General features: G+C 36.5%; 23 protein-coding genes. 5 read left to right on the plus strand and 18 right to left on the minus strand.

Features of this window, described 5'->3' with window-relative positions; genetic code table 11:
• Nucleotides 1–191: 191 nt before the first annotated feature.
• A complete protein-coding gene (locus ACLI50_RS17560) occupies nt 192–1,232 on the minus strand; it encodes an NAD(P)H-dependent glycerol-3-phosphate dehydrogenase (RefSeq protein ID WP_343641820.1) in 1,041 nt (346 codons plus the stop codon).
• A 225-nt stretch (nt 1,233–1,457) separates the two neighbouring features.
• Between ACLI50_RS17560 and ACLI50_RS17565 the strand changes: the two genes are divergently transcribed.
• Complete coding sequence (locus ACLI50_RS17565; protein ID WP_411414318.1) at nt 1,458–2,483, plus strand: M23 family metallopeptidase; 1,026 nt, start codon at nt 1,458–1,460, stop codon at nt 2,481–2,483.
• Nucleotides 2,484–2,785: 302 nt separating this feature from the next.
• On the opposite strand, the gene ACLI50_RS17570 is transcribed toward ACLI50_RS17565, so the two are convergent.
• The 5 genes from ACLI50_RS17570 to bamJ all read right to left on the minus strand — a co-directional run bounded on the left by ACLI50_RS17570 (nt 2,786) and on the right by bamJ (nt 6,684).
• Nucleotides 2,786–3,958, minus strand: a complete 1,173-nt coding sequence (locus ACLI50_RS17570) for a MoaF-related domain-containing protein (protein WP_411414319.1) — start codon at nt 3,956–3,958, stop codon at nt 2,786–2,788.
• A 17-nt stretch (nt 3,959–3,975) separates the two neighbouring features.
• Complete coding sequence (locus ACLI50_RS17575; protein WP_227942311.1) at nt 3,976–4,629, minus strand: NAD(P)-dependent oxidoreductase; 654 nt, start codon at nt 4,627–4,629, stop codon at nt 3,976–3,978.
• Nucleotides 4,630–4,688: 59 nt separating this feature from the next.
• Nucleotides 4,689–5,099: an Rrf2 family transcriptional regulator gene (locus ACLI50_RS17580; protein ID WP_202843540.1), complete on the minus strand. Its 411-nt coding sequence runs from the start codon at nt 5,097–5,099 to the stop codon at nt 4,689–4,691.
• Nucleotides 5,100–5,164: 65 nt separating this feature from the next.
• Nucleotides 5,165–6,115, minus strand: coding sequence for a hypothetical protein (locus tag ACLI50_RS17585; protein WP_202843542.1), 951 nt, complete (start codon nt 6,113–6,115; stop codon nt 5,165–5,167).
• 134 nt (nt 6,116–6,249) lie between these two features.
• Nucleotides 6,250–6,684, minus strand: a complete 435-nt coding sequence (gene bamJ / locus ACLI50_RS17590) for a BamJ family beta-barrel-assembly machinery protein (RefSeq protein WP_052198510.1) — start codon at nt 6,682–6,684, stop codon at nt 6,250–6,252.
• Between the two features lie 296 nt (nt 6,685–6,980).
• Between bamJ and ACLI50_RS17595 the strand changes: the two genes are divergently transcribed.
• Entirely contained in the window at nt 6,981–7,988 is a 1,008-nt protein-coding gene (locus ACLI50_RS17595; RefSeq protein WP_411414320.1) for a catalase family protein, read from the plus strand.
• A 606-nt stretch (nt 7,989–8,594) separates the two neighbouring features.
• On the opposite strand, the gene ACLI50_RS17600 is transcribed toward ACLI50_RS17595, so the two are convergent.
• The 9 genes from ACLI50_RS17600 to ACLI50_RS17640 all read right to left on the minus strand — a co-directional run bounded on the left by ACLI50_RS17600 (nt 8,595) and on the right by ACLI50_RS17640 (nt 15,894).
• Nucleotides 8,595–9,008, minus strand: a complete 414-nt coding sequence (locus ACLI50_RS17600) for a DUF1348 family protein (RefSeq protein WP_411414321.1) — start codon at nt 9,006–9,008, stop codon at nt 8,595–8,597.
• Between the two features lie 3 nt (nt 9,009–9,011).
• Complete coding sequence (locus tag ACLI50_RS17605) at nt 9,012–9,539, minus strand: TetR/AcrR family transcriptional regulator (RefSeq protein WP_202843550.1); 528 nt, start codon at nt 9,537–9,539, stop codon at nt 9,012–9,014.
• 361 nt (nt 9,540–9,900) lie between these two features.
• Entirely contained in the window at nt 9,901–10,941 is a 1,041-nt protein-coding gene (locus ACLI50_RS17610) for a TerC/Alx family metal homeostasis membrane protein (RefSeq protein WP_202843558.1), read from the minus strand.
• A gap of 85 nt (nt 10,942–11,026) precedes the next feature.
• The gene (locus ACLI50_RS17615) at nt 11,027–11,635 is read right to left on the minus strand and encodes a TerD family protein (protein ID WP_047428248.1); all 609 of its coding nucleotides are present in this window, start codon (nt 11,633–11,635) and stop codon (nt 11,027–11,029) included.
• A 69-nt stretch (nt 11,636–11,704) separates the two neighbouring features.
• Nucleotides 11,705–12,652 (minus strand): hypothetical protein, encoded by a 948-nt coding sequence (locus tag ACLI50_RS17620; protein WP_411414322.1) that lies wholly within the window; start codon nt 12,650–12,652, stop codon nt 11,705–11,707.
• A gap of 16 nt (nt 12,653–12,668) precedes the next feature.
• Nucleotides 12,669–13,844: a toxic anion resistance protein gene (locus ACLI50_RS17625; RefSeq protein ID WP_202843562.1), complete on the minus strand. Its 1,176-nt coding sequence runs from the start codon at nt 13,842–13,844 to the stop codon at nt 12,669–12,671.
• Nucleotides 13,845–13,846: 2 nt separating this feature from the next.
• Nucleotides 13,847–14,404 carry a TerD family protein gene (locus tag ACLI50_RS17630; protein ID WP_202843564.1) on the minus strand — a complete coding sequence of 186 codons (558 nt, stop codon included), beginning with the start codon at nt 14,402–14,404 and terminating at the stop codon, nt 13,847–13,849.
• Nucleotides 14,394–15,218, minus strand: coding sequence for a phosphoribosyltransferase family protein (locus ACLI50_RS17635; protein ID WP_202843566.1), 825 nt, complete (start codon nt 15,216–15,218; stop codon nt 14,394–14,396). Before ACLI50_RS17635 ends, ACLI50_RS17630 begins: the two co-directional genes overlap by 11 nt.
• A gap of 7 nt (nt 15,219–15,225) precedes the next feature.
• Complete coding sequence (locus ACLI50_RS17640) at nt 15,226–15,894, minus strand: HAD family hydrolase (protein WP_202843568.1); 669 nt, start codon at nt 15,892–15,894, stop codon at nt 15,226–15,228.
• A 615-nt stretch (nt 15,895–16,509) separates the two neighbouring features.
• On the opposite strand from ACLI50_RS17640, the gene fusA reads away from it, so the two are divergent.
• On the plus strand, nt 16,510–18,570 hold the full coding sequence (fusA, locus tag ACLI50_RS17645; protein WP_411414323.1) for an elongation factor G: 2,061 nt from the start codon (nt 16,510–16,512) through the stop codon (nt 18,568–18,570).
• Between the two features lie 145 nt (nt 18,571–18,715).
• Here the strand turns inward: fusA and ACLI50_RS17650 are convergent, their stop codons facing one another.
• Nucleotides 18,716–20,254 (minus strand): SulP family inorganic anion transporter, encoded by a 1,539-nt coding sequence (locus ACLI50_RS17650; RefSeq protein ID WP_411414324.1) that lies wholly within the window; start codon nt 20,252–20,254, stop codon nt 18,716–18,718.
• 619 nt (nt 20,255–20,873) lie between these two features.
• On the opposite strand from ACLI50_RS17650, the gene ACLI50_RS17655 reads away from it, so the two are divergent.
• Nucleotides 20,874–21,299, plus strand: coding sequence for a transposase (locus ACLI50_RS17655; protein ID WP_110009579.1), 426 nt, complete (start codon nt 20,874–20,876; stop codon nt 21,297–21,299).
• A gap of 14 nt (nt 21,300–21,313) precedes the next feature.
• Entirely contained in the window at nt 21,314–21,652 is a 339-nt protein-coding gene (locus tag ACLI50_RS17660; RefSeq protein WP_110009580.1) for a hypothetical protein, read from the plus strand.
• Nucleotides 21,653–22,080: 428 nt separating this feature from the next.
• Here the strand turns inward: ACLI50_RS17660 and ACLI50_RS17665 are convergent, their stop codons facing one another.
• Together ACLI50_RS17665 and ACLI50_RS17670 are read right to left on the minus strand one after the other, a co-directional pair.
• Nucleotides 22,081–22,920 carry a hypothetical protein gene (locus tag ACLI50_RS17665; RefSeq protein WP_123278928.1) on the minus strand — a complete coding sequence of 280 codons (840 nt, stop codon included), beginning with the start codon at nt 22,918–22,920 and terminating at the stop codon, nt 22,081–22,083.
• A 1,700-nt stretch (nt 22,921–24,620) separates the two neighbouring features.
• Nucleotides 24,621–26,138 (minus strand): TROVE domain-containing protein, encoded by a 1,518-nt coding sequence (locus ACLI50_RS17670; protein ID WP_411414325.1) that lies wholly within the window; start codon nt 26,136–26,138, stop codon nt 24,621–24,623.
• Nucleotides 26,139–26,435: the final 297 nt, after the last annotated feature.

Here is a 26,435-nt window from a genome sequence, read left to right on the forward strand (position 1 = left end):
TTTTTTGTTCAAAAGACTTCTTGAGTACACAACAAAAAACCATGGAAAATTTCAATAAAGTACCATTGAAATGATTGATAATATAAAATAGCAGTACGGGTCGCTGCCAGGATTAGTCAATAAAAAAACTTAAGCATTTACTGCCTAAGTTTTTCTATGTATGTTTAACGAGCTTTTATTCCAGCTCCATTTTAATTCAATTTTGCAGTCAGTTTTTTAAACTGTTTTTCAGCATTTTTACCTTCATACAAAATAGCATATACCGTATCAATAATCGGGAGTTTAAGATTTTTCTGTTTCGCTGTTTTATAAATGGAATCTGCAGCATAATATCCTTCCGCCACCATATTCATGGATTGAATGGCAGACTTCACGGTATATCCTTTTCCGATCAGGTTTCCAAGGTTTCTGTTTCTTGAGAAAAGTGAATACGCCGTTACCAAAAGGTCACCTAGATAGGCACTTTCGTTCACATCTCTTGGTGCTTCGTAAATAGCTTCAAGGAAAGTTTCCATTTCACGGATTGCGTTGGAAACAAATACTGCGGTAAAGTTATCTCCATATCCTAATCCACTGGCAATTCCTGCTCCTATTGCAAAAATGTTCTTAAGGATTGCACTGTATTCATTTCCTAAAATATCTTTACTCGTATGCACTTTGATGAAATCTGAACTGAATATTCCTTCAAGTTTTTCAGCGGTTTCATCTTCTACTGCTGCAATCGTAAGATAAGAAAGTCTTTCCATGGCTACCTCTTCGGCATGACAAGGTCCTGCAATAACAGCCTGGTTTCTGAAACCAATTTTAAATTCATCACGCAGATAATGCGCCACCACATCATTTACTTTTGGAATAATTCCTTTAATTGCAGAGATAAAGATTTTATCTGAGTAATCACAGGTCATCTTATCCAGAGTATCGGACAGGTAAATAGACGGTGTTGCCAGCACAATAACATCACAGGCAGATACCAGCTCGTTAATATCTGTTGTCAGTTTTAAACTTTTAAGATTAAAATGTGCCGCCGTAAGATAGGTTGGGTTATGCCCGCGCAGCTCGATAGCTCCTTTTACAAATTCATTTCTTACGCACCAGTGTACAACTTTACAGTTTTCAACAAGCATTTTTACGATAGCGGTTGCAAAACTTCCGCTTCCTACAACTCCTACAGAAATATCCTTTTTATTCTTTTTTGGATTCGAAGATGCTGAAATAATTTTCTTTTTAGCCATAATTGGAATGTGAACTGCAAAGATATTAAAACAAAGACGTAACGCGGGCTTTGAAACTATGATAAAAGCCATTTTCTGAAAAAATTAACACTTCAACACAATTAAATAGTTAATTAGCCGTTAAATACAGAAAAAACTGAATTTTAAATAAAAATAACTCACAAAACTTATTTTTATTTAAATTTGCAGCTTCAAAACCGTTTTAAACTGACTAAGAGAAGAAATATGAAAAAATTTCTAAGCAGCAAGAAGAACGTAAACATTCTCCTGGGAGGACTTTTACTAGTAGTTTTTGCACAGGGTATCTTCATTGCCAAGCTCTTTTCTGAGAGAGATGACAAAACCTACGAAGTGAACCTTGTAAAAATAAACACTGAAAAAGACAGTGTAGATTATCTAAAAATGAAAACTGATCTTACTCTTGTAGATCAGACTGTTGCCCAGCTCAACTCTTTCCTGAAGTCCAAAGACATTACCAACGAAAAGCTGATGATGCTCAGCCAGGACAGTATTTCAAATTCTATTTATCTTTCCAAGCAGGCTAACCGATACAGCCAGTATCTGATGGATCTTCAGAAAAAACTGATGCAGGTTCCTCTAGGAATGCCTACTGACGGCTATATTTCGTCCAATTTCGGGATAAGAAAAAATCCTATCCCGTTCAAAACTGTTTTTGCTTCGGTAAAATCTGGTGCAGCGACTGAGACAAAGCCAGCTGCCGTTACAGCAGCAAAACCTGAAGTAAAAGCCGAACCCGTTGAGAAAATTGTAGAGCTTACTGACAGCTATGGAAATAAAAGAGAAGTAAAAGTAATGGTTACCCCAAAAGCGGCTCCTGTAGCTGCTGCTCCAGCTCCTTCTACAACGAAAACTGTTGCGGGTAATACTGCAAAAACTACCATTGCTGAAAAAAACAATCCACCTGCTGAAGCTGATCAGATGCAGTTTCATAAAGGACTGGATATTGCTGTGGCCTATGGTTCCGATGTAAGAGCCGCCGCTGCCGGAACAGTCATTTTCTCCGGACAAAAAGGAGGCTATGGAAACTGTGTAATTGTTTCTCACGGAAACGGACTGGCCACACTATACGGACATTTATCTGAACTTGTTGCTAAGGTGAATGATAAAGTAAAAGTAGGCCAGGTCATTGCGAAATCCGGAAATTCAGGGCGTTCTACAGGACCTCATCTGCATTATGAAGTACACAAAAACAATACTCCGATTAACCCGAAATTGTTTATGAATCTATAAAAAGAAAACTGTCTTATGAGAGGCAGTTTTTTGGTTTTAAAAATTAAAGTATTCATTTAGAGGTCTTTTTTAAACACGAAGAGCACGAATATAACGAATCACGAATATAATTCTCATGATCATAGATCTTCAAAATCTATAAAATCTGCGAGAGAATATTTTAATTCAAAGTTTTTAATTTGCTTTCTTTTGATTCTAAGGAGGCAAAGTTGGAATCAGCAAGCTGATTTAATGAAGCTTAAGGATATTTTCATTGTTAATTCTTATGATATAAAAAAACAGCTGCATTGGCAGCTGTTTTTTTACTTTAAGATTTTAAGCGTTCCTTTCGGATGGGTGAATGTACCGTCCGGACCTGCAATATTTGAATACACGATATTTTTATTATAATCCTGAATATGGGTTACATTGAAACCAAGGTGCGGCTCATGCCAGTATACCATAAAAACATTTTTTGCTACTTCTACTGCAGTATATTCTACAGTGTCCGTACTGTTTTTTGAACTTCCTTCTGTTCCTGTAAACGTCATGGTTTTGTTATCTTTAAAATCAAGAATGAATTTAACTTCTCCAAAGTCCACTTCCACTTTACTTCCGATTGCCGGATAGGGTGATTTAAGATCCCAGTCCATTTCTTTAAGATAAACCTTTACTCCCATTTCAAGTTCTTCTTTTCCTGGCAGATCAGGGTATTTTTTTACCATAAAATCTACAATTGCAGATGTAGTTTTGTTCTCTGTTACTGCCTGCCTGTAATTTTCCAGATAGCTTTTCACAAAATCAAGAGATTGTGGTGATGTGGAAAGTTCTGCAAAATGAGAAGGAATAACTTTTTCCGGTTTCAAACCTTTCATAGCATCAATCTGCCCGATCCATTGATCAATGGCTTTTACATTCTGAGTGTCCGCCATCCAGAGATGTGAGCCTACAGAAACCGAAATCCCGCCGGCAATGGTTTTAATGGAAGGAATCCACAGAAAACTGTGTGCCGGATCTTCCGGGTTTTGTCTGATTTCAATTTTATTTCCTTCAAGATCAGGAATTGAAGTAACTGCTTCAGGAATTATAATTTCCGATGGTGCATCTGCCTTCAACTGTGGTTTCCACACTCCCATTTTATCATCTTTTGAAGCTGATATAAGATAAGCAGTCTGTGCCGTTGAGATAATTTTAGCATTAGGAAAAGCTTTTCTAATCACATCCAATCCAAAATAAAAATCCGGATCACTGTGAGAAATAAAAACGGTTTTCAGGTTCTTTCCTGTTGCTTTTATTTCTTTTACCAGCTGTTCTGCATACTGTTTCTGAAACTGGGCATCTACAAGTATCGCATCTTTATCTCCATAAATAATGGTAGACGTAATAGGAAAAATAGCTTTGGCTCCCGGATTATAAACTTTCACTTTGAGATTCCCTGCAAATATGCTGATGAATCCCAAAAGTGCTAATACCGACCATAATTTTTTTTGTATCATTTTTGTTCTTTTATAGATTAGTAAGCTGCTGTGAAACGTTCACGGATGTGATTGTTCTGTTCCAATTCATCTACCAGCACTACCGCTACATCTTCTACAGAAAGACGGCTTCTTCCGTTTTCATCAAATACCGGAGTTTCCAGTGAAGTTCTGTATTTTCCTGTTCTTTCTCCTACATTAGCCTGATTCATTTCGATAGCAGGGCTGAAGAATGTCCAATCCAACGTATTATTCTCTTTGATCTTGTTTAAATAATCTCTTGCCGCTGTTGCCCCTGGTTTGTAAGCTTCCGGGAAATCAGGAGTATCTACAATCTGTACGTTATCCGGTGTGTAAAGGCTTCCTGCTCCACCTACTACAATCAGTCTTTTTACTCCCGACTGTTCTACAGCTTTTTCAATGTTCTCGGAACCGTTTAAAAAATCGTTGTAAAGGTTAGGGTTGGTCCATCCTGCATTGAATGTACTGATTACGGCATCGCTTCCTTTCAATGCCTCAGCCAGTTCGTTTACATTGTTTACATCAACACTTTTTGCAGTTACATTTTCCTGTGTTTTCACTTTTGATGCATCTCTTACCAATGCTTCTACAGCATATCCTCTGTCTGCTAATTCTGATACTACGTGTGCTCCTACAAATCCTGTTGCACCGATTACTGCTACTTTTTTCATAATGTTTTATTTTTAATTAAATTGTAATAAATTTTGTTACATTTAAGGCTAAAAAATTTTTATTCAAACTGGTCAGTGAATTCCTGTAATGACTTGTCTCCTAAAAAGTTTACCACCAATTGATCTGTTTCTTCAAATAATGTATTTAAATGATTGTTGATCTCTTTTCCAACACTGCATGCCGGATTGGGATTCTGATTTTTTTTACCTAATACTTCTGTATTTTTTACTGCTTTATAGATCTCGGAAATAGTGATCGTTTCAGCATTCTTTGCAAGCTGGCTTCCTCCCTCTTTTCCCTGTCTGCTGATAATAAGGCCTGCTTCTCTCAATACGCTGATCTCCTTTCGGATAATCACCGGATTCACATTGATACTACCGGCCATCCAGTCAGAAGTAAGCCACTCCTGAGGACTTTTCGCCAATAATGTCATAATATGTACTGCCGTAGCAAATCTTGTATTGTTCATTGTAATTACAGGGCAAAGATACACATTTTTTAAATGTAACAAAATTTATTACAGTTAAATTTTTCTTAAAGGATCAGTTTATCCAGATCCAGTAACAGATAATTGATATTCTGATTAATGGTACGGGTTGCCGACTGCATCTGATTCAGCATAGCAGCGCGGTTATGAAGATCATCAGCCCTGTAAAACCCGCCATCACTGAAAATCACAGATTTATCCGCCGCTTCCTTACTATCATCAAACTGGTAATGCAGCCACCTCTGTTTCATATTCCCTATAATGGAATGCTCTTCTTTATTGGAAAACTTTTTCTCTGTGTACATATACCAGATAAAAGGGGGAAAATTCGGAGACTCTAATTTTTCTTTCCAGATATCTCTCAAAAGGTTTCTCTGGTGAATAAACTCTACCTTTTTCCCTTTTGGATTAAGGGTTGCCAGTCCAAAACCTGCTCCCAGAACCCCTCCGCCTATATCGATGGCATTACTCCAGCCTTGATCATGTACAATTCCTCCTGCTATTGAAGCTGCTGCTCCTGCAACAATTGAATATAAAATAAGCTTATTATTTCTTGATGAATTTAAGTTATCCACATAATTTCCAATCTGGGCTACTCTTTCTCCTTCACAGTCGAACTCTGCAGCTACTGCATCCAGTTCCGTAAGAGCAATCGTTATTTTGCTGTTTATTTTTGTCTTCAACTGTAAAACCTTAACCTGGGAAGCAAGGGATGAATCTTTTTTAAGATCAATAATCTGATGAACTTCATCCAGGTTATCCAGTGCGTTTAAGATGAGGATGCTCTGATCAGAAAATACTTCTTTTAATTCTTTATTGGCAGCCAGTATAGAATCTGAATTATAAGACGGAAGTTTGTTGCTGTAGTTATATTTGAACGGCGCTTTACAGTAGCTGTCTTTCAGGGTGAGAATATTCTGCTGAATAGCCTGATTCTTCCTGGAAACACAAGAAGTAAGAAGCCCGAAAACAATCAATAGGTAAAAAAGTTTTTTCATTCAGTGATTTTTTGTGTTATCAGGTATATTGCAATATAAATTTCTCCATTTTCACAATTCTCCTATACGAATATAATACAAATAAAAAAATTTACCTGAAATCAGGTAAATTTTTAATCTATTTTTAAGAAGGATTATTTAATATCCAGCAGTTCAACTTCAAAAACGAGCGTACTGTTAGGCCCGATTTCTTTGCTGATTTCCTGATCTCCATACGCTAAGTGCGGAGGAATAATCAGTCTCCATTTGCTGCCAACAGGCATTAACTGAAGCGCTTCCGTCCATCCTGAAATCACTCTGTTCAAAGGGAAAGATGCAGGTGTACCTCTTTTTACAGAACTGTCGAATACTTTCCCGGAAATAGTAGTTCCGTGGTAGTGGCATTTTACAGTAGATTTGGGTCCTGGTTTCGGGCCGTCGCCTTCTGTAATGATTTCATACTGTAAGCCGCTTGGTAACTGCACAACGCTTTCTCTTTTACCATACTCTTCCATATATTCTTTACCGTCTTTCAGGTTTTTTTCTGCTAATTCTTTTTTACGTTTAAATAACATATCTGCTACTCCCATATTATAATTTTTTACAAAGATAAGGCTTTTTGGGTTTGGAAGATGGGAGCACGATAAGCGAAGTTTAAAAGCCTGAAGAATTTTCCTCTCAAACAAAGTGACTTTAATTCATTCTCATTAAAAATAAATAAACACTAATAATCAACAAGTTAAAAAGATTATTTTTCAATATTCATTAATCATATAGTCTTACATTTTTGATTTTCAAAGAGCTTTTCCACAAAATTCAAATATTTGTAATACTTATTTAACACAGATTTCGAAACTTGGCGTTATAATTGGATTTTAAAAACTAAATGCCAAATCCACTAAAATATAATAAGAAGTTTGATGAACTGAATGAAGAGGAAAAAAAGCTTCTGGAAATCAATAAAAAAACAATAGCAGATTTTGTTGAACAATCCTCTTCCATCAGCGATGTCAACTATGCTACCAGAAATGCCCATGCCAAAACGTATGCGGTAGCAAAAGGTACATTCAGGATAGAATCTGATATTCCGGAATCACTGCAGCCTTTTTTTGATAAGGAAAAATTTGACCTGACTATACGGTTTTCCAATGCGCAGCTGAAAATTAAGAATACAAGAAAGGATATTCCTGCCTACGGCTTTGCAGTGCAGATCAAGGATGAAAACGGTGGGCTTCTTGCCAATTATCCATTGGTGAATTTTCCCCTGTTTCCTATAAATTCTGTTTCAATTTTTTTGAAACTGTTTACGGCGGTCAACAGATTTTACACCAAAAAATGGAGCAGTTTGTTTACCCTGCTGCTTCAGATGATTAAAATGACTCCTTCCCTGCTAACAGCTGATATGGTTCGTAATATGATTCAACTTCTTCGTAAAAGAAATGATTTTATTCTTTCCTTCGACTATCATTCTATAGGAGCTTACCGGCTTGGAGATCATATCATCAAAATAAAACTGTCTCCTCAATCTGTGGATAAGAACATTGGAAAAAAACAAAAGGTCAAGGATTCTTTAAAAAACTATCTGCAGACACACAACTTTACTGCAGATGTCCTGATACAGATATGTTATGACCTGAAAGACCAGCCTGTCAACAAACTGAATGTGGAGTGGAAAAACTCTCCTTTTATTAAAATCGGCGAAGTAAAAATCGACAAAGATTCTTTGCTGGATTCCCGTAACTGCAACACTGAACTTCTTTCATTCAATCCTTTTGAGAGTAAAATATTTTTTCAGCCTATAGGAAAAATACAAAAGCTGCGTGATGAAGCCTATAAAATTTCTTTGCAGACGCGAAGGAAGATTAACAAACTGCTGCATGGGAAAAACAGCTAGATTAATGATGAATTATGAGTTTTAAATGATGAATTTTTGAGTGCAGCTATAAAGATTTTATCTAAAAAAGAGTATTTCTTGGGAGTGTCATTCTGAACACAGACTGAAAGTCTGCGAACGCAGTTCAGAAATCCAGCCTCTTTTATTAAAGTTTAAAGCTTAGAGTTTCAACGGCGTCTTTCTCATTCATTTGTGCTGCTTCTTTCCTACTGTGTCATTCTGTAGAAATCCAGCCACATTGATTAGAGTTTTAAAGATTTAAAAAGTGAAGTAATACTTCAGTTATGTGCTAATACTTTGTTGAGACTCCTACGGAGTGACAATTGGAGTGTTAAGTTAATAATAAGTGATCAATGATGAATGATAATGGTGAATTACTTATTACTTATGCTCATGTATTGGGCTGTGTTGGTATAGGTATAAAACAAAAAAAATAAAATAAAATAAAAACTGACGGCGACCTACTCTCCCTCGTTAGCAGTACCATCGGTGAAGAATCTCATATCATTGTTTATCTTTAAGATTCTTCCTTCATCAGAAATCAAAGATTCGACGTAGTCAATGACAAAAACCAAATATTTGAATTTGAGATAATTTCTTATTATTTTATCTGAACTTTCTATCTTCTACTTTGATCGCCAGATCATTGATACTGGCATATCTTTTTGCCATGAGCCCGTTCTCATCGAACTCCCAGTTTTCATTCCCATAAGCCCTGAACCATTTTCCTTCCTGAGTCTGATATTCATATTCAAAACGAACGGCAATACGATTGTCGGTGTGTGCCCAATATTCCTTTTTAAGCTTATAATGAAGCTCTTTTTCCCATTTTTTCTGCAGAAATACTACAATCTCTTCTCTCCCATTCACAAAGGTATCTCTGTTTCTCCATTCGCTATCGATGGTATATGCTTTGGAAACCTTTTCAGGATCCTGACTGTTCCAGGCATCTTCTGCGAGTTGAATTTTTTCCAGGGCCGTTTCAAGAGTGAAAGGCGGAAGCGGATGTTTCTGTTCCATAACTTATTGTATTAAATTGGTCACTATTTTTTTTGATTTTTCAATGAGTTCATTGGATTTGAAAAGCTGGCTTTCTATGATACTGCTTTCAAAAAGCATGTAGACATGATCCGAAAATTCATTATCATCGAGCAATTCTAAAAAAAAATTTCTCAGATCTGCTTTATGAGACTGAATGACGCTCAGTATTTTAGTATTATCCATGGGGATCTCCGACAGAATATTCAGAAAGCTGCAACCTCTGAAATTTTCCTTTTCGTTCATATACACGAGGAAATCGAAAGCATTGATGATCTTGGATTTTAAGCTTTTTTCTTTTGCTATAAAGTGATTGAGCTCACCAAACCAATATTCATGTCTTACCTTCAGAAATTCTACACACAGATCTTCTTTGGATTTAAAATGCTGATAAAAGCTTGCCTTGGCAACTTCAGCTTCGGAAATAATCTGATTGATTCCGGTAGAATTATACCCTTGTTTTGCAAACAATTCGAAGGTTATTTCTACTATTCTTTCTCTTGGAGATTTCATATGCTTTTCTTTTCTGGAACAAATGTATGAAAAAAAATTACATACAGACCAGTCTGTCTGTTTTTATTTTTAATTTTTTTTTGAGAATTTTGGAAAGCGCAAAGGCGCTAAATTTTTATAGATTTAACATATTTAAGGCGCAAAGATTTTATCTCCGATAAAACTTAATAATGCTAAGAAAGGCTTTGAATGAAACCGGTAATTGCGCAGTAATCTTGCTGAAAATCTTCGATTTTCTTGTGTCTTAAAAGCAGCATAATTTTTATCTTCTTTGCGCCTTTGCGTTGTCCAACTAAGAATATGAATAGAAAAAGCCTCCAGAAATAGATTCCAGAGGCTTGATAGTATATTTTAAATAGGATTACTCTTCCAGTTCTTCTTTCTTCTCTTCTTCTTTTTCAGGGAAGATAACGGATAAAAGAACAGAGATCACCAATACACCTCCTACGATTCCTAATGAAACCGGAGACGGAATATGGATCCATGGCGCAATAAGCATCTTAACTCCAATGAAGGACAGGATAATCGCCAATCCATATGGAAGTTTGCTGAACATATGAATAAAGTTCGCTAACAGGAAATATAATGATCTTAATCCTAAAATAGCAAAGATATTTGATGTATAAAGGATAAACGGGTCATTTGAGATTGCAAAGATCGCCGGGATGGAGTCTACAGCGAAAAGAACGTCCGTAAATTCAATAACACCCACTACTACTAAAAGAGGAGTTGCCATTTTAATTCCGTTTTGGATGGTGAAGAACTTATCTCCATCGTAGTTATCTGAAACTTTCCAGAAACTCTTGATCAGTTTTGCTCCTGCTGTATTACTGTAATCTTCATCGTCACCATCATCACCGTCACCCCATGATTTGATCCCTGCATAGACAAGGAATAATCCGAATAAGGTCATGACTACGTTGATTTTCACTGCTTCACCGAAGATATTCATTTCAGGAAGATAGGTAAGATTAATCAGTCCTACTCCTGCAAAAATGAATATAGCTCTGAAGATCAGCGCTCCGATAATCCCCCAGAAAAGGACTTTGTGATGAAGATATTTCGGAACTTTAAAGAACCCGAAAACGAGGATAAATACAAATAAATTATCCACAGACAAGGCTTTTTCAATCCAATAAGCAGCCTGATACTGTGTAAATTTCTCTACTGCCAAAGCATGGCTTTCAGGGCTTCCGTCGGTATTGAATACCCAATATACCACCCCTGAAAAAACCATAGAAAGCGAGATCCATACAATAGACCAGATGGTAGCTTCTTTGGAAGAGACTTCATGACTTTTTTTATTAAATACCCCTAAGTCCAGGAGCAGCATGATAACGACTGTTACTGCAAATCCCCACACCAGACCAGGGTGCAGTTCTAAAATACTTTGATGTTCCACTTGAGTTATGTTATTATATGATAAAAGCAATAGATGCACAGAGTACAAATATTGCTATTTTATTTATCTTTTGATTGACAATTGATTATAAGTAATTCATCTGCACTGTCTGGATCGTCTGCTCCAGCTTTTTATCTGCTGTAGGATCTCCGATCGCATTGAATTTCCATTCTCCGTTTCTCTTGTAGAAAACCCCCATTACCATGGCAACATGTCCGCTGAAAGAAGCATCATTCGCAATATCATATTTTGCAAAAACTTCTCTCACATTGGTAGGTGATCCTTCATAAATACGGATAGAAGCAAAAGGAATAGTGCCGAAATCCTGGCCTCTGTAGCTGTTCAAAACCATTGCCACATGCTCAACATTCGGTTCCAGCTGGCTGAAATCTACCGTGATTACTTCATTATCCAATCCGTCATCTCCGTTTACGTCACCGGTAAGGTCGTCTCCACTGTGTCTTACAGATCCGTTTCTTGATTTAAGATTTCCGAAATAGATTACTTCTGTAACGTTTTTGTTTGAATCATATAAAATACAGCTTCCGTCCAAGTCTACTGCTTCTTTCTTTGTTCCGAAAAATCCTTTCTTTTCGATTGCTCCCCAGTTGATTCCTACACAAGCCTGGGAAAGCTCAGCTCCATTTTCTTTTTTAAGGTTAATTCTCTGACCTTTTTGTAAGTTGATAGCCATCTTTCTATGTTTAGTTGTTATTTACTTTTTTGCAAAAAAGATAATCTTCTTTGCTTTTCAAATTTCGTTCTAATTATTATTCAAATTCAAATTAAGCATTGCCCGCAGAATATTCGTTTCTTCGTCGAAGTCAAAGATTTTACTCATAATATCCATATTTTCCAGGTTTTTAATATAATCTTTCAGAACGCCTTCCACTTCAGCTGGCAAAGTACGCTTTCTTTCGTTCATACTATGTTCCAGCTGCTCATTTTTACTTCTCAGCTGATCAATAATGGAGCTCTGATTAGACTGATTCTCGGAAATATCCAGCTTATCCAGTTCTTTGTCGAAAAGATACAATTTCTTTTCGTCTACACTGAAAATAAAATAATCATCAGACTGAAAGATTTTAAAAAGTTCATAATCGTGGGTTCCGATAAGGTAACCACATACGAAACGGACTTTAAATCCCTGTATATTAAGCCTTCCCAACAGTTTCCTTTCAATGGAATATTCTTTATACTGATAGGAAGGAAAAGAATCAGTTTTCAGCAGTGTTTCATCTGCCTCCGATCTGTAAAATTCCTGGGCATATTTTTTATGAAAGTACAGTACATTGTCCCAATTGGCCGTAAAACGATCTTCCGTCAGGTCTTTATACACTGTTTTTAAGTGCTGGGAAAAGACACCGCTGTACATTTTTCTGTCGGTCTCAAAACTATCTACCCTTCTTTCTTCAAAACCTGAAATATATTTACTGTTGATGTTAATTTCATTGATGACCGCCAGCATGTCATTTTCCTTCTGCTTTTTAATTTTAGTCAGAAGTTCTATAAGGCTGTCGGTATACTGCAGGTGGAAAAGTTCCAGTTTATTATAATCTAAAGCCGTATTTTCCTGGAACAGATTGTGGATAATATCAGTTTTGATGTAAATTGATATGATGTCAATATGTTCAAAAAAATTAGCGAGAAGCTTAAGCTTTGTTAATCTTCTTTTGCTTTGCGACAATATGGTTGCTGCATCATCCCCCACCTTGGTATCCTATAAATTAACCTCTGACATTTGCTTTTAGTTCGTGCTCCAATGTCTGAAGATCCTGATCCAGTTTTCTTCTGTTGTCAGCTCCCTGTTTCTGGATTTGTTTCACTTCATTCAATGTATTGATCAGCATTGATGTTGTTTCTCTCAATGTTTCCACCGATACGATAGTCTGCTCGTTGGCTCTGGCAACATTTACTGAATTCTGGCCAAGGCGTTCCGCATTCTTTCTTAAAATCTCTTCTGTAGTAGAAGATACTTTTTGCTGGATTTCAATATTCTGCTGCTGTCTGTACATCGCTACCGCAAGGGAAAGCTGGTTTTTCCAAACCGGAAGTGTAGTGGTAAGAATCGTCTGTGCCTTTTCAGCAATAGAAACGTTGTTGTTCTGTACCAGTCTGATCTGAGGAAGTGACTGCATCATAATCACACGCACCACTTTAAGATCAGCCATTCTCCTGTCTAGCCTTGCAATGAAATCTCTTTTATCTGCAATCTGATAATCCTGATAAATCTGCGGATTCGCTTCCATCTGAGCAAGCTCGCCTGCCGCTCTTTCCATTCTGATATTACCTGCAATGACAAGCTCTTCAATCTGCTTGATAGAATTCACATTGCTTTCAAAAATAGTCTGAAGTACAGCGTTATCTTTTGTAGAGGTGATAATTCCCGCATTTACTTTATAAGAAATCTGCTCGATATTATTGATGATCTTATCGTATTTTGCAAAAAGATTTTCCACCTGAGTCATTACCTTTTTCATGAATGGCAATTTGCTCAGGAAGCTTTTCACTTTATTTCCGTTAAGTTCTTCAACATCTACATAGTTAAGCTCTACCAAAAGGTCGTTGATAAGCCCACCAACTTCTCCTGAGTTTGATCTTCTTACATTTCCTAAGAAGCTGTCACTCTGGTTGGTTAATGTTTTCTGAAGCTCTGCCCCGAAATTAACGATTGAACCAGGGTTGGTCTCGTCAATAGAGTTCGCAAGAACTTCATATTTCTGACGTTCTTCTGACTGCAGCTGTGTCAGATTTACATTTCCCTCTCTATCCACAAGAACAGCCGGCGCCGCATTCTGAGCGGGCTGAGCCGGAGTAGGAGGAGCCATTGGAGTCGGCTCAAAAGTTTTAAGGGGTTCTATTGATCCCAGCGGATCTATGGGTTGATTTTCCTGATTGTCCATGATTACTTTTGATAAATTGATACAAATTTCTCAAGGCCGTCTCTCTGTCCTGCACCTACAGCCTCAAATTTCCATTCTCCGTTTCTGTTGTAGATTCTTCCGAATTCTACAGCCGTTTCGATTGAGAAATCTTCGTCTAATTCGTATTTTAAGATCTCTTCATTCGTATCTGTATTGAAAATTCTGATGAAAGAATTTCTTACCTGTCCAAAGTTTTGCTTTCTTGAATCAGCCTCGTGAATCGTTACGACTACTGTAATTTCTTTGATAGCACTGTCAATTTTAGTAAGATCAATTTTGATCTGCTCATCGTCACCTGCTCCTTCCCCGGTAAGGTTATCTCCTGTGTGGATCACAGATTTGTCCGGAGACTCAAGGTTGTTATAGAAAATAAAGTGATTATCTGAAACTAATTTTTTGTCGTCCCCAAGCAAAAACAAAGACGCATCAAGGTCGAAAGCGGTTCCTGTAGAAGTATTATTGATATCCCATCCTAAACCTACAGTAAATTTAGGTGCGTTAATGTTTTCTCTTTGTCCTTTTTGTAAGTTAATAGCCATAATATAATTCCGTTTGTGTTAAAGTATTGATGTTATTTTCGTATTCTTTTATTAAATGATAATTGTTACTGATCGCCAGCTCCAAAAGCAGGTCCATCTGTTCCTTTTTTACTTGAGACGTAAGATAATCAAAATTACTTGATTCCAGGCCTAAAATATATTTTACAATCCTTGTATTGAACTGAAAACTTTCTTTATTCATCACTTCTGCAACATGTTTTACATTTTTTACGGCATAGTAGTTGAAAAAGTTTTCAATTTTCGGGTCAAGGTCAAAATTCATCAGTTCTGCATAATACAGGAACATAAAGTCAGCCTCCACGTTATATTCATTCAGGATTCTGTTGACAGTATATTCATGACTTCCCGTGATTTTGATATCGTCTATAAAAATACAAAGTTTTCCTCTCAAAAAGTCCTTATCGATATAATAAGTGTCATTGGCGATCAGATTTTTGCGGTCTTCAAAATTGAGATTCCCGTAATCTGTGATATAGGTATGATTACGATTGATTTTCGACAGAATACTTGACTTTTTTCCTTTTTGAAACAGATAAAAATCCAGGTGTTTTTTAAAGTAAAAACATAAAAAGTTGGATGCAGTAGGAATCGCCATATAGGGGCTTGGAAGCACTACAATCTCTTTATCTGTATTTAAAAGCTCTTCATTTGCGGAAATAAATCCGTCGAATAATTCTCTTGCAAATTTTTCAGCATACGACTTATCGCCATACTTGAAATAACTGTATTCCGCAGGTGAGAACGTAAACTCATCTGCCGAATGAATGTGGTGTAAGCTGTATCTTTTATTCATGTTTATTTTAGTGTTTAAGTAAATGGGCACTGAAGCCAAAGTTCTTTGCTCCCTGATAATCTGCCACCGGATTATCTCCGATATGCAGGATCTGATTCATAGCCAAATTCTGATCTTTAATCTTATTCTTCACTTCCTGAAAAATAAGCGGATTCGGTTTGGAACAGTTGATTTCATCAGAATAGATATGGAAATCTATGTACTGATCCAGGTTTTCATGAATCAGGAATTTCCTCATTGTTTTTCCTTTGATAAATCCAGTGTTGCTTAGAATATTTATGGTCTTTCCCTGATTTTTAATATCCTCAAAAAAATCGTGAATATTTTCAAAAATCACCACCGGCTTGTATTCCAGAAACAATTCTTCACTCTTGTTGTAAAACTCATTGAGATTTTCTTTATTCAATTGTTTTACATCCACATCCAGCGAACCGAGAATCATCAGATAGATCTCAAAAGTATCGATATTACCACCTGTTACTTCATTAATGGTATTGCAAAGATCATCATAATACTTTACGGTTTTCGCAACCTGTTCTATAGGCTTATCTACGTTAAAAAATGAGGAGAACAGCTCAACTCTTTTTGCTTTAAATTCAGGATGAGATTTGATTAAAGTGAGCCACAGGTCAAAGGAAAAATGACTGTGGTTATGGATGTCGATATCTGTTTTCAATAGGTTTTAAGTTAAAAGTTTTTATCTAGCTTCTTGAAAAAGATTTAAAATTTTTTAATCATCAAAAAGTGTTCACGATACTATTCTTCCCAAAGATAAAATATTTATCATAAAAGCATTACGTTCAAGATCTGTTTTAAGATATTTTTATGAAAATCCAAGGTTTTGAAAGGTTCACAGAAGATGATTGATGAAGCGTTTAAAAAAAATATTTTCAAAAATTCTTTGGAAATCAAAAAAAAATTATAATTTCGCAACCGATTAACAATCAACAATGTCAACAAAAATGATAAATATTATAACGTTAAGCAATCCTGTCAGAGCTGTGTTCTTTGGCAGCACTGAATATTTATCTGAATAGTTCTATAGATCTTTTATACCCAAAAATATATTGAAGACCTGTCTATTCGGATAGGTCTTTTTTGCTGCCCTATTTTCAGACTTTAACAAATCCAAAAACTTCTGTTGTTTGTTAAGATCTCTGAAATTTTCCTTTGATACGAAATACGAAAAATGTTTTACCGGCTTTATAAGACCGGAGTGTATTTTGTGCTTATTTTTTTCAGAACCTTTTCCAAAAACAGATCTAAAAATCAACAATTTAAATTAAAAAAAATGAAATACAACACACGAAATATAGGGATTATAGCACACGTAGATGCAGGAAAAACAACGTTATCAGAAAGACTTTTGTATTACACAGGACTTATTCATAAAATCGGTAATGTAGATGATGGAAATACCACCATGGATAAAGACATCCAGGAAAGAAACAGAGGAATTACCATTTCATCGGCTGCAGTTTCCACACAATGGAAAAAAGATAACAATGTTTATAATATCAACATTATTGATACGCCGGGACACATTGATTTTGCAGTAGAAGTAGAACGCTCTCTAAGAGTTCTGGACAGTGTAATCGCAGTTTTCTGTGCTTCATCAGGAGTTCAGCCACAGACTGAAAACGTTTGGTTCCAGGCTGAAAAACACGGCACATCCAAAATCTGTTTCATCAATAAAATGGACAGAATGGGTGCAGACTTCTTTGCTGTTCTTAATGAAATAAAAACCAAGCTGAATGCTGTTCCATTGGCCATTCAGATTCCGATTGGAGCTGAAAACGATTTTGAAGGCGTTATTGATCTTATCAAAATGAAAGCCTTATACTGGACAGATGAAAATGGAGAAACCATTATGGAAAAGAAAATTCCTGCTGCTTCTATGACAGAAGCCCATGAATACAGAGTTAAATTAATGGAAACTCTGGCAGAGAATGATGAGATGTTCTTTGAAGTTTTTATGGATACTGAACAGATTGCCACTGTTGAAATGATTTCAGAAGCTATACAAAGAGTCTGCAGATCCGGATCAGCTGTTCCTGTTTTATGTGGTTCAGCCTTTAAAAATAAGGGAATCCAGCCTCTTCTTGATGCTGTCGTAACTTATCTTCCGGCACCGGATCAGCTTGCTAACCTCCAGGGAAGAGATCCTCAAACGGAAGAAACGGTAACACTGGAAAGAAATGAGGAAGCTGCTTTTTCAGGACTTGTTTTCAAAGTGATGATTGATAAACATATGGGAAGACTGGCTATGCTTCGTGTCTATTCCGGAAAAATCAAATCCGGAGATACGATACTGAATGTAAGAACGGGTGAAAGCTTCAGGATTTCGAGAATTTTACAGATGCAGTCGGATAAAACATTATCAATGGACGAAGCTAAAGCAGGAGATATTGTTGCTTTGACAGGAATAAAAGATGCCAAGACCGGTGATTCTCTATCTTCTCTAGAAAAGCCGATATTACTGGAAGCCATTACCATTCCGACTCCTGTGATCAGAGTTGCTATCGAGCCGAAAACCAATGGTGATGAGAAGTCTTTCGGTTTGGTATTGGCCAAAATACAGGAAGAAGATCCTTCTTTGGTGGTTGAAAGAGATCCGCAGACCGGAGAGACTTTATTGAGTGGATTGGGAGAACTTCATCTCGAAGTTACCCTAGAGAAAATCCGTCTGAATCATGGTATTGAAATCAATCAGGGGAAACCTAAAGTTTCTTATCGTGAGATCTTAACGGAAACTAAAGTTCACCGAGAAAAGTTTTCCAAACAAAACGGAGGAAGCGGCCAGTTCGCTGATATCACGTTTGAGATTGGCCCGGGAAATGACAATGGATTGGAATTTATCAATATGATCAAAGGTGGAGTTATTCCGACTGAATTTATTCCTTCTGTTGAAAAAGGATTCAGAGAAGCTATGGAGTATGGACCTTTGAACGGATATCCTCTGGAAAACATGAAGATCACCCTTCTTGACGGTTCCTTCCACGCTCAGGATTCTGCAGCATTCGATTTTGAGATTGCAGCACGAGAAGGATTCAAAGCTGCAGCAAAAGGATGTAGCCCTAAGCTGATGGAGCCTGTCATGCAGATAGAAATTCAAAGTATTGAGGAATATACAGGTGCTGTCACTGCGGATATCAACAGAAGAAGAGGAATTATTACTTCTATTGATGAAAAATCCGGAAGAAAGATTTTTGCAGCGGAAGTTCCGTTAGCTTCAACGTTCGGATACATTTCGGATCTGAGAACACTGACAAGCGGAAGAGCTTCCATCAGCATGAAATTATCACACTATGCTTTAGTGCCTGATTTTATCGCCAATACATTAATAACCTAAACAAGCAAGGACTGTAGATTTTTTTCTTACAGTCCTTGTCTTATTTGTGAATGGTCAATTGTCAATTCGCTGCGCTTGTCAATTTTTTTTACTATAAAAATTCACCATTCACTTGCGAAGCAAAATTCATTCATTGACTCCTTTCCTATTTTTCCGGCATCACCTTATAGGTAGGATCTTCCTGGATATTAACTTCCACTACTGCTTCTGCATTTTTTAATACTTTTCTGCAATCTTCGCTGAGATGACGCAGATATACCGTTTTATTCTGCTGCTTATAACGTTTGGACAATTTGTCCAAAGCATCTATTGCACTCATATCTACAATACGGCTTTCTTTAAAATCAATAACCACCTGATCCGGGTCATTCACAGGATCAAATTTATCCGTAAACGCTGTTACCGAACCAAAAAATAAAGGCCCATATATTTCATAGTATTTTACCCCGTTTTCATCCACATGTTTTCTGGCTCTGATTCTTTTAGCATTATCCCAGGCAAAAACCAATGCTGAAATGATCACTCCAACCAATACTGCTAAAGCAAGATTATGTAAAATCACAGTAATCAGCGCTACCGTAACGCCTACAAAAATGTCCGATTTCGGCATTTTATTCACAATCCTGATCGAAACCCACTGGAAAGTGCTGATAGCAACCATCATCATCACTCCTACCAGAGCAGCCATAGGAATTTTCTCTATGACAGGTGCACCAACCAGAATAATTATCAAAATAAGCAGTGATGCTACAATTCCTGATAGTCTTGCTCTGGAGCCTGCATTAAGATTTACCAATGTCTGTGCTACCATTGCACATCCACCCATTCCACCAAAAAAGCCGTTGGTAATATTAGCCAATCCCTGAGCTACAGACTCTTTATTGGCACTACCTTTCGTATTCGTGATTTCATCTACCATGGATAATGTCAGAAGAGATTCAATAAGACCTACTCCGGCCATAATTAAAGCATATGGAAAAATAATCTGTAAAGTTTCCAGAGAAAAAGGGACCTTCGGAATATGAAAACCCGGAAGATTTCCACTGATATGAGCAATATCTGCAACCGTTTTTGTTGGAATATTAAATCCGAGAACTACTGCAAATAAGATGATAATAGCTACCAGAGAGGCAGGAACCACTTTTGTGATTTTTGGAAAAAAGTAAACGATAGCAATTGTAAGGGCAGTTAAGCCAGCCATGATGTATAGAGGCATTCCCTGCAGCCAACTTACTCCTCCATTACTGTCTGTGATTTTGAACTGTTCAACCTGTGCCATGAAAATAATAATAGCCAATCCATTCAGAAATCCGTACATAACAGGTTGCGGAATCAGTCTTACAAATTTTCCAAGTTTAAAGATTCCTACCATCATCTGAAAGATTCCGGCAAGTGCTACAGTAGCAAACAGATATTCTGTTCCATGAGAATGTATCAAAGCAATCAGTACAACGATGGTTGCTCCTGCTCCTCCGGAAACCATACCAGGACGTCCTCCTAAAACTGCGGTTACAAGTCCCATCATAAATGCAGCATACAGTCCTGTAAGCGGAGACAAACCAGCCAGAATAGCGAATGAAAGGGATTCAGGAATCATAGTCATTGCTACCGTAAAGCCAGCCAGCAGTTCGTTCTTATAGTTGATTTTCTTCGAAAAGTCGAATAAGCTTATAGTATTTTTCATTGATATGCAAATGTATGGACTGTGCAAATGGTATACAATTTTTTCTTTTTATGATTTTTCATGATTACGGTGATCGCTTTAAACAATTTACATATCGACTTTTATAATATGTTAATTTTACTTAAAATAAACAGATAAAGTATGATTTTTACATTTCTAACTGTTTTTACTTCTTATTTTTGTTTACATTTGAAAACGAATAAGCGATTATTTGGTACTAATTAAAAGATTCGATGCGCAAAAAGCTGTTTATCAACACATCAACAGCCCCAGCTCACAGAATTCTATAAAAACCTTAATAGGTTATATATTATTTTACACAAATGGCAGGAAGAGAGTTTGAAAGAGAAGAAGAAAAGACCCCATTGAAAATAAAGAATATATCCAAATTATATTAAGGTGATCCCTACCCGCCTGTTTTACAATATTTGGTAAGTTACAATGCGTTTCTAAGATAGAGTCTTACGAAAGGTGTTTTTTGATATTTTTCAATCATAATCCATTTTCTTCACCAATTTCAAGCTATCATCAGCTATTTAACACCTCACAAAATAATACACATCACCTATTATTCGTTTTTTATATATAAGTTTAAACAAAAGAATAATATTCAGTAAAAATGTTATATAAAGAAATCCATATTGGGAAATTTATTAAGGAGAGAGTTGATGAAAACGAAATAACAGTAGAGAGAATATGCAAATTTTTAGGCAAAGATGAGGAAACTGTTGAGATGATGTACGACAGCAGCTCAATGGATACTGATCTTCTTTTAAGATGGAGCAAATTACTGGAATATGATTTTTTCAGACTCTACAGTTCACATTTAATTTTATACGCACCGCCTTCTGCAATTAACAAAAACAGCCAAAAGTCTGAAAAGACGCCTTATTTCAGGAAAAATATTTACACTCAGGAAATCAAAGATTTTATTATGAAAAGGATTATTTCCGGTGAAATGACCCAAAGCGAAGTTATCAAGGAATATTCAATTCCGAAAAGTACGCTTCACAGATGGCTTCAGAAGAGTGATAATGCCAACTGATAAAGAAATAAAACATGCGCCCAAATTACAAAAGAATTTATCAGGATATGCTAAAGATGGAATATCCTGAAAAGCTAAAAGATCCGAAAATCAAAGAACTTCTTGAAAAGCTTCACACCAGTGATGATGTACTTAAGTTCAATGAAAAACTGTTCAAGCAGTCCAGAGAAAATCAGAAACTGAAAACCTATGACAGGCAGACGATGTTAAAACTGCTTCAGTATCAGAAAAAACATGGCCACTCAACAAGCTATATGTCAAGGAAATATAAAATAAGCCGGACTACGCTTTCAAAATGGAAAGGAATGTTTGAAAAAGAGCTTGAAGATACAATGAAAAGTGCCGGTACATAATCTACCGGCATTTTTTAAAGGTAATAATAAGGAAAAAACCGGGCTGTCGTTTGCCGGAGTCGAACCGGATAACCTTGCCGGAGTAACCGGCTTCGCTATTCCTCCCGTCATTATAGTGCGATGTATTTTTTCCTGACGACACTTCAGATGGTCATATAAAGAAGCTGGAAGTGGAAAGAAGAAAGATGGCAAGCCTGAGATTCCTCCGGCTTTATAGAAAATTACGATACAAAGATCTTTCAACGTCCCACTTCCGACTCCTCATATGATGAAATCAAGGCAATAAGCGAAAAATGCAGTCGTGCTCTAACCAGCTGAGCTACTCTTCCTATATAAACTGTGTTTTTTGTTGTGGAAGAGACGGGACTCGAACCCGTGACCCCGTCGTGATGAGCGAAGTAACATTTTTCTACGGCACTTGTTCGTTTTTATTTTTCTTCTTCAGCAATATATGTTTTGACAATAGGATGAATGCTGGCATTCTCTGAATAATAATTTAAACCGAAACTCCTCCATCCACAAGACCAATAGAGAATCCTTTCTTTCAGGTAAGGAATATCTTTGGTTTCATCATACTTAAAATTTTCATCAAATATATACTTTACCTCATCAATAAGTTGCGGATAAAACATTTGGTCTTCTTCATCAAAGACCTCAATATGGATATTAAGATGGTTACCTATTTCATTTAATAAATAAGTTCTAAAATCCCAACCCATAACAATAATATCGGAAGATCCCATAGAAATAATCGGTTTCCATTTAAGATTCTCATCACTTACAATATATCGGAGACCAGTTAATGGTAAAAGAGCTGGAACATGAGAAAACCATTCTTCAAAAACTTCTATTCTCTTTTCCAAAGATGCAGATTTTATTCCCCATGAATTAAGCCACACCTGGCTCTTCTCATTCACATCGTGCTTCATCCAATTATAAGAACCTTTTATTATTTCCTCAACTTCCTTTTCATCAGCAAGCCAATTATAAAAAAAATCACGTTCTTCAGTAATTAATTCTCCATCATATTCATATTCAACAATTTCTTTTTTATCAATCGCATGAAGAATCTTTAAAAATTCTTTATGCTCAGGAATAAAACTGATCTTATATTTTTTCTCAACCTGATCAATCTGTTCTTCAGAAAGCCCTTGCCATTTGGCTCCGTAAAATCCTTTAGGACAATTTTCATCATCCACAGACCACAGTTTTTCTGTGCGTTCTTTGACCCAGTATAAAAATTCAGTCAGATTACTTGGTATATGCATGGTTATTCATTTTAAAATAAAAAAGAGGCAGGATTCGAAAAGACTTGTACAAGATCACTTTCATAACCTTCTGGAGTCGAACCAAATTAAACCGAAGCAGGCCTTTTCTACGGCACTCTTTTACAAATCAAGGTAATATTTTTCAGAATCTTCCGTGCATTTGCTCTACCTGCTGAGCTACCTCTCCTTTTCGGGGGAGAAGGCAGGATTCGAACCTGCGACCCAATGCTTACTCAATCTCGAAGTATGATTCTAAGACGACACTTGATTTTAATTATTCATAGTTATTAGTTTTCTTTCCACAAGATTATATTCTTATTGCGCATTCTATTTACGTAGTATAATTTTTATTTACATATTCGTTCGTTTTGCCTTGAAGCAAAAGAACCAAAAATTCAAGACCTGGAAACTACGGCTAAAAATAACCTACACTCTCTAAAAATTCTAAAACTTGCGCGAATCTAATGTTACTTTTTAGTTTCACTTTCTGTCTCGCGCTTCAAACAGTAGAATTTTCTTAACGTTCTTGTAGCTTATTTTCTTAACGCCTCCATTTCCTATGTCACATTTCCATAGTTGTCATTGGTGGAAATTTCAACCTTTTATTGTTATTTTTCATTGATGTGATTTAAATAAAAGAGGCTAGATTCGAAAAGACTTTTACAAGATCATTTTCATGATCTGTTATGGAGTCGAACCAATATTATACCGAAGTAAGCCTTCTCTACGGCACTCTTTATAGATCAGGGTAAAAGCGGCGGAATCTTTCTATACCATCTATTCTTTCTTTTGAACTACATTCCGTTTACAACAGGAATGGCAGGAATTGAACCTGCGTCTGACGGGGGACTCGAAGTATGATTCCTATACGACACCTGGTTTTAATTTTTCCATTGTTTCTTTCTGTATTGTATTTCTTTCAGTTTCGCTGGAACTTTATATACCTTGCATTTACCACTTCAAAACCGTGTGGGAAACAATATGAACAACCTAAATCATTTCCATATATCAATCTAGAGATCTGTACGCCTGAAATTTTCTTTGGAAAATCAATGAATCCATATTCATTAAATCCGAATTTCTGTCTTAACGTTTTAGCTTTTTTCATAATTATTGAGTATTAACCTCAATACACTGCTTCTTTTAGATCGGGTTTATAATTATTCATGGTTATTAATTTTCTTTCTACGAAAGTATATTCTTACAGCGCATTCTATTTACGCAGTTATTTTTATTAAAAACCAAGCAATAAATCATAAGAGTAATTGATGTTCAATTGAAAGTTGACGATGAAACTCTTATTAACGGCATTGGTTAGCTACCGGGCAATCTGGTGAAAGACTCTGTCAGTTTGAAATCGAAGGAGGTCTTTCTAAGCGGCACCAGTATTATTAACACTGCAAAATTATATTGTGAGTACGCAATCTTTTTACGTAGTTTTATTTTTATTTAAATATTTGTTCGTTTTGCCTTGAAGCAAAAGAACCAAAAGTTCGAGACCTGGAAACTCCGGCTAAAAATAACCTACACGCTCTAAAAATTCTAAAACCTGCTCGAATTTGCTATTACTTCTTCGTTTCGCTTTCTGTGTCGCGCTTCAAACAGTAGAATTTTCTTAACGTTTGTATAGCTTATTTTCTTAACGCCTCCATTTCCTATGTCGCATTTCCATAGGTTTTTATTTTTAAAAGCAGTGCCTGTTACAGCACTACTTTCTGAATCATTTTCACTGCAGACTTTTTGTCTTCCAACGCGTTCAATACATCGAAAATTTTGTCTGACCAACCCGCAATAAGGTGTACATCATTTTTTCTGATATCAAGCGGCTGTGTACCATAACCTGCAAGGTCAAAAATATACAGTTTTGCATTGGGAGCGATCGCTTTGTATCTGTTCCACAGGTTTTCAAAAGAGTTTCTGTTTCCTGTGCTATCCCACAGCTGGGTATCGGTGAAAAGCATTACTTTATCTACCTGCTCTCTTCTTTTGATAAGGTCTTCGATCACCAGATAGCCGTTGGTGGAATATCCTACTTCACCTTCACGTTTATAGAATGCATCCACATTCCTTAAAATACCATTTTTTGGCATGGGAACTCTTAGCCAACGGTCACCAAAGATACCTGTCACCACATTTTTACATTGCGACTGCAGGATCATAGACATCAGCAAACCGATATCATACAGTAAAATCTTACTTTTACCGGAAACCGCTTTCTGCATGGAACCCGATACATCGGCTGCAATTACCACTGAAGTATCAAAACCAAAACCTTTGATATTTTTAGCACTTACCACTACAGCATCTTCCAATGCTTCCAATACTGATGACAGGTATGGAGAATCTATTGTTTTCAGTTCTCTGTAAGCCGCCAGGAATCGGAATGGGAGCTGTTTCGAGTTGGAGACGGCTCTTTCATCAGAAAGATACCTGCAGACTTTATTCATTGCATCTGGTGATACACCTGCTTCCAGGATATTTCTCAGGTTTCTCATGGTTGCCATATACCCCAATTTGTTACTGAAAATTAATTCTTCCCATTTATTTTTGAAAGCCAGTTTTCTTTCTGCATCATTTGCAAATTTTGTCTGACCCAAAACTGAAAGCTCCACTTCCCACGTATAAGGAGTTTCCAGTGTATTGTTGGCAATTTTGTTGAAAACTGCTTGTTGGTTTTCATCCTTAGCTTTCGGGTGAACCAGAAATAATGCATCTTTCAGCGTTACTTTTGCTTTTCTGTTGTATTTGGCAAACTGATATTCATCAAATTTATTGAATGATTTTACCAGTCCTTTCTGAATCTGCTTGGATAGTTTGTTCAGCTTCTTTGTATCGGTTCTTTTATTGGCAAGCTGGTAGTACGCCAGCAATTCTGTGATTTCATCCGCTCTCTGCACGACTCCATCTACTGTTTTGCTTACAAGGTCTGTACCGGAAATCTGCTTTGCCAGTTCAGTTGTCAAAACCAATGGAATAGACCTTAAGTACATATCTTTTCTTGCATATACGGCCAGCTTTGCCACAAATTCAGGATCATTTTTTTTGATCAGAGACTGTATTCTTTCCAATCTGTCATTTCCCTTCTCATAGTTGGCATCTGACAGTCCTGTTGTAACAACAGCACTATACAATTCTTCTGCAGGTGTCATCGCATAGGCTCTGGCACCTTCGTAGTTTGGTACTACTTTAGTTTCTTTTTTTAAAAAATTAAATTTCATGGTTACTGTTTTTATTGTTAACATGGAAAGGATTGATACTTCCTCTCTGATTTCTGATGCAAAGTAAAAACAGTATTACGCAATCTTTTTGCGCAGAAAATTTTTATTTGATTTTTTTTAATTTTAAAATGATTCTCGCAGATTATGATGCACGATTACGCAGATTTAAGTTTTGGCTCCTATGTTTGCAAAAGAATAAATTTACATACAAAGCAAAAGGGGTGAGAGAACAGTTTTGGCTAAATAACTCAGGAAGTATATTGTGCTTTAGAAATGTCCTCACTTCTTTATTCCTTT

This window comes from Chryseobacterium cupriresistens (assembly GCF_046614675.1).
Lineage (GTDB): Bacteria > Bacteroidota > Bacteroidia > Flavobacteriales > Weeksellaceae > Chryseobacterium > Chryseobacterium cupriresistens.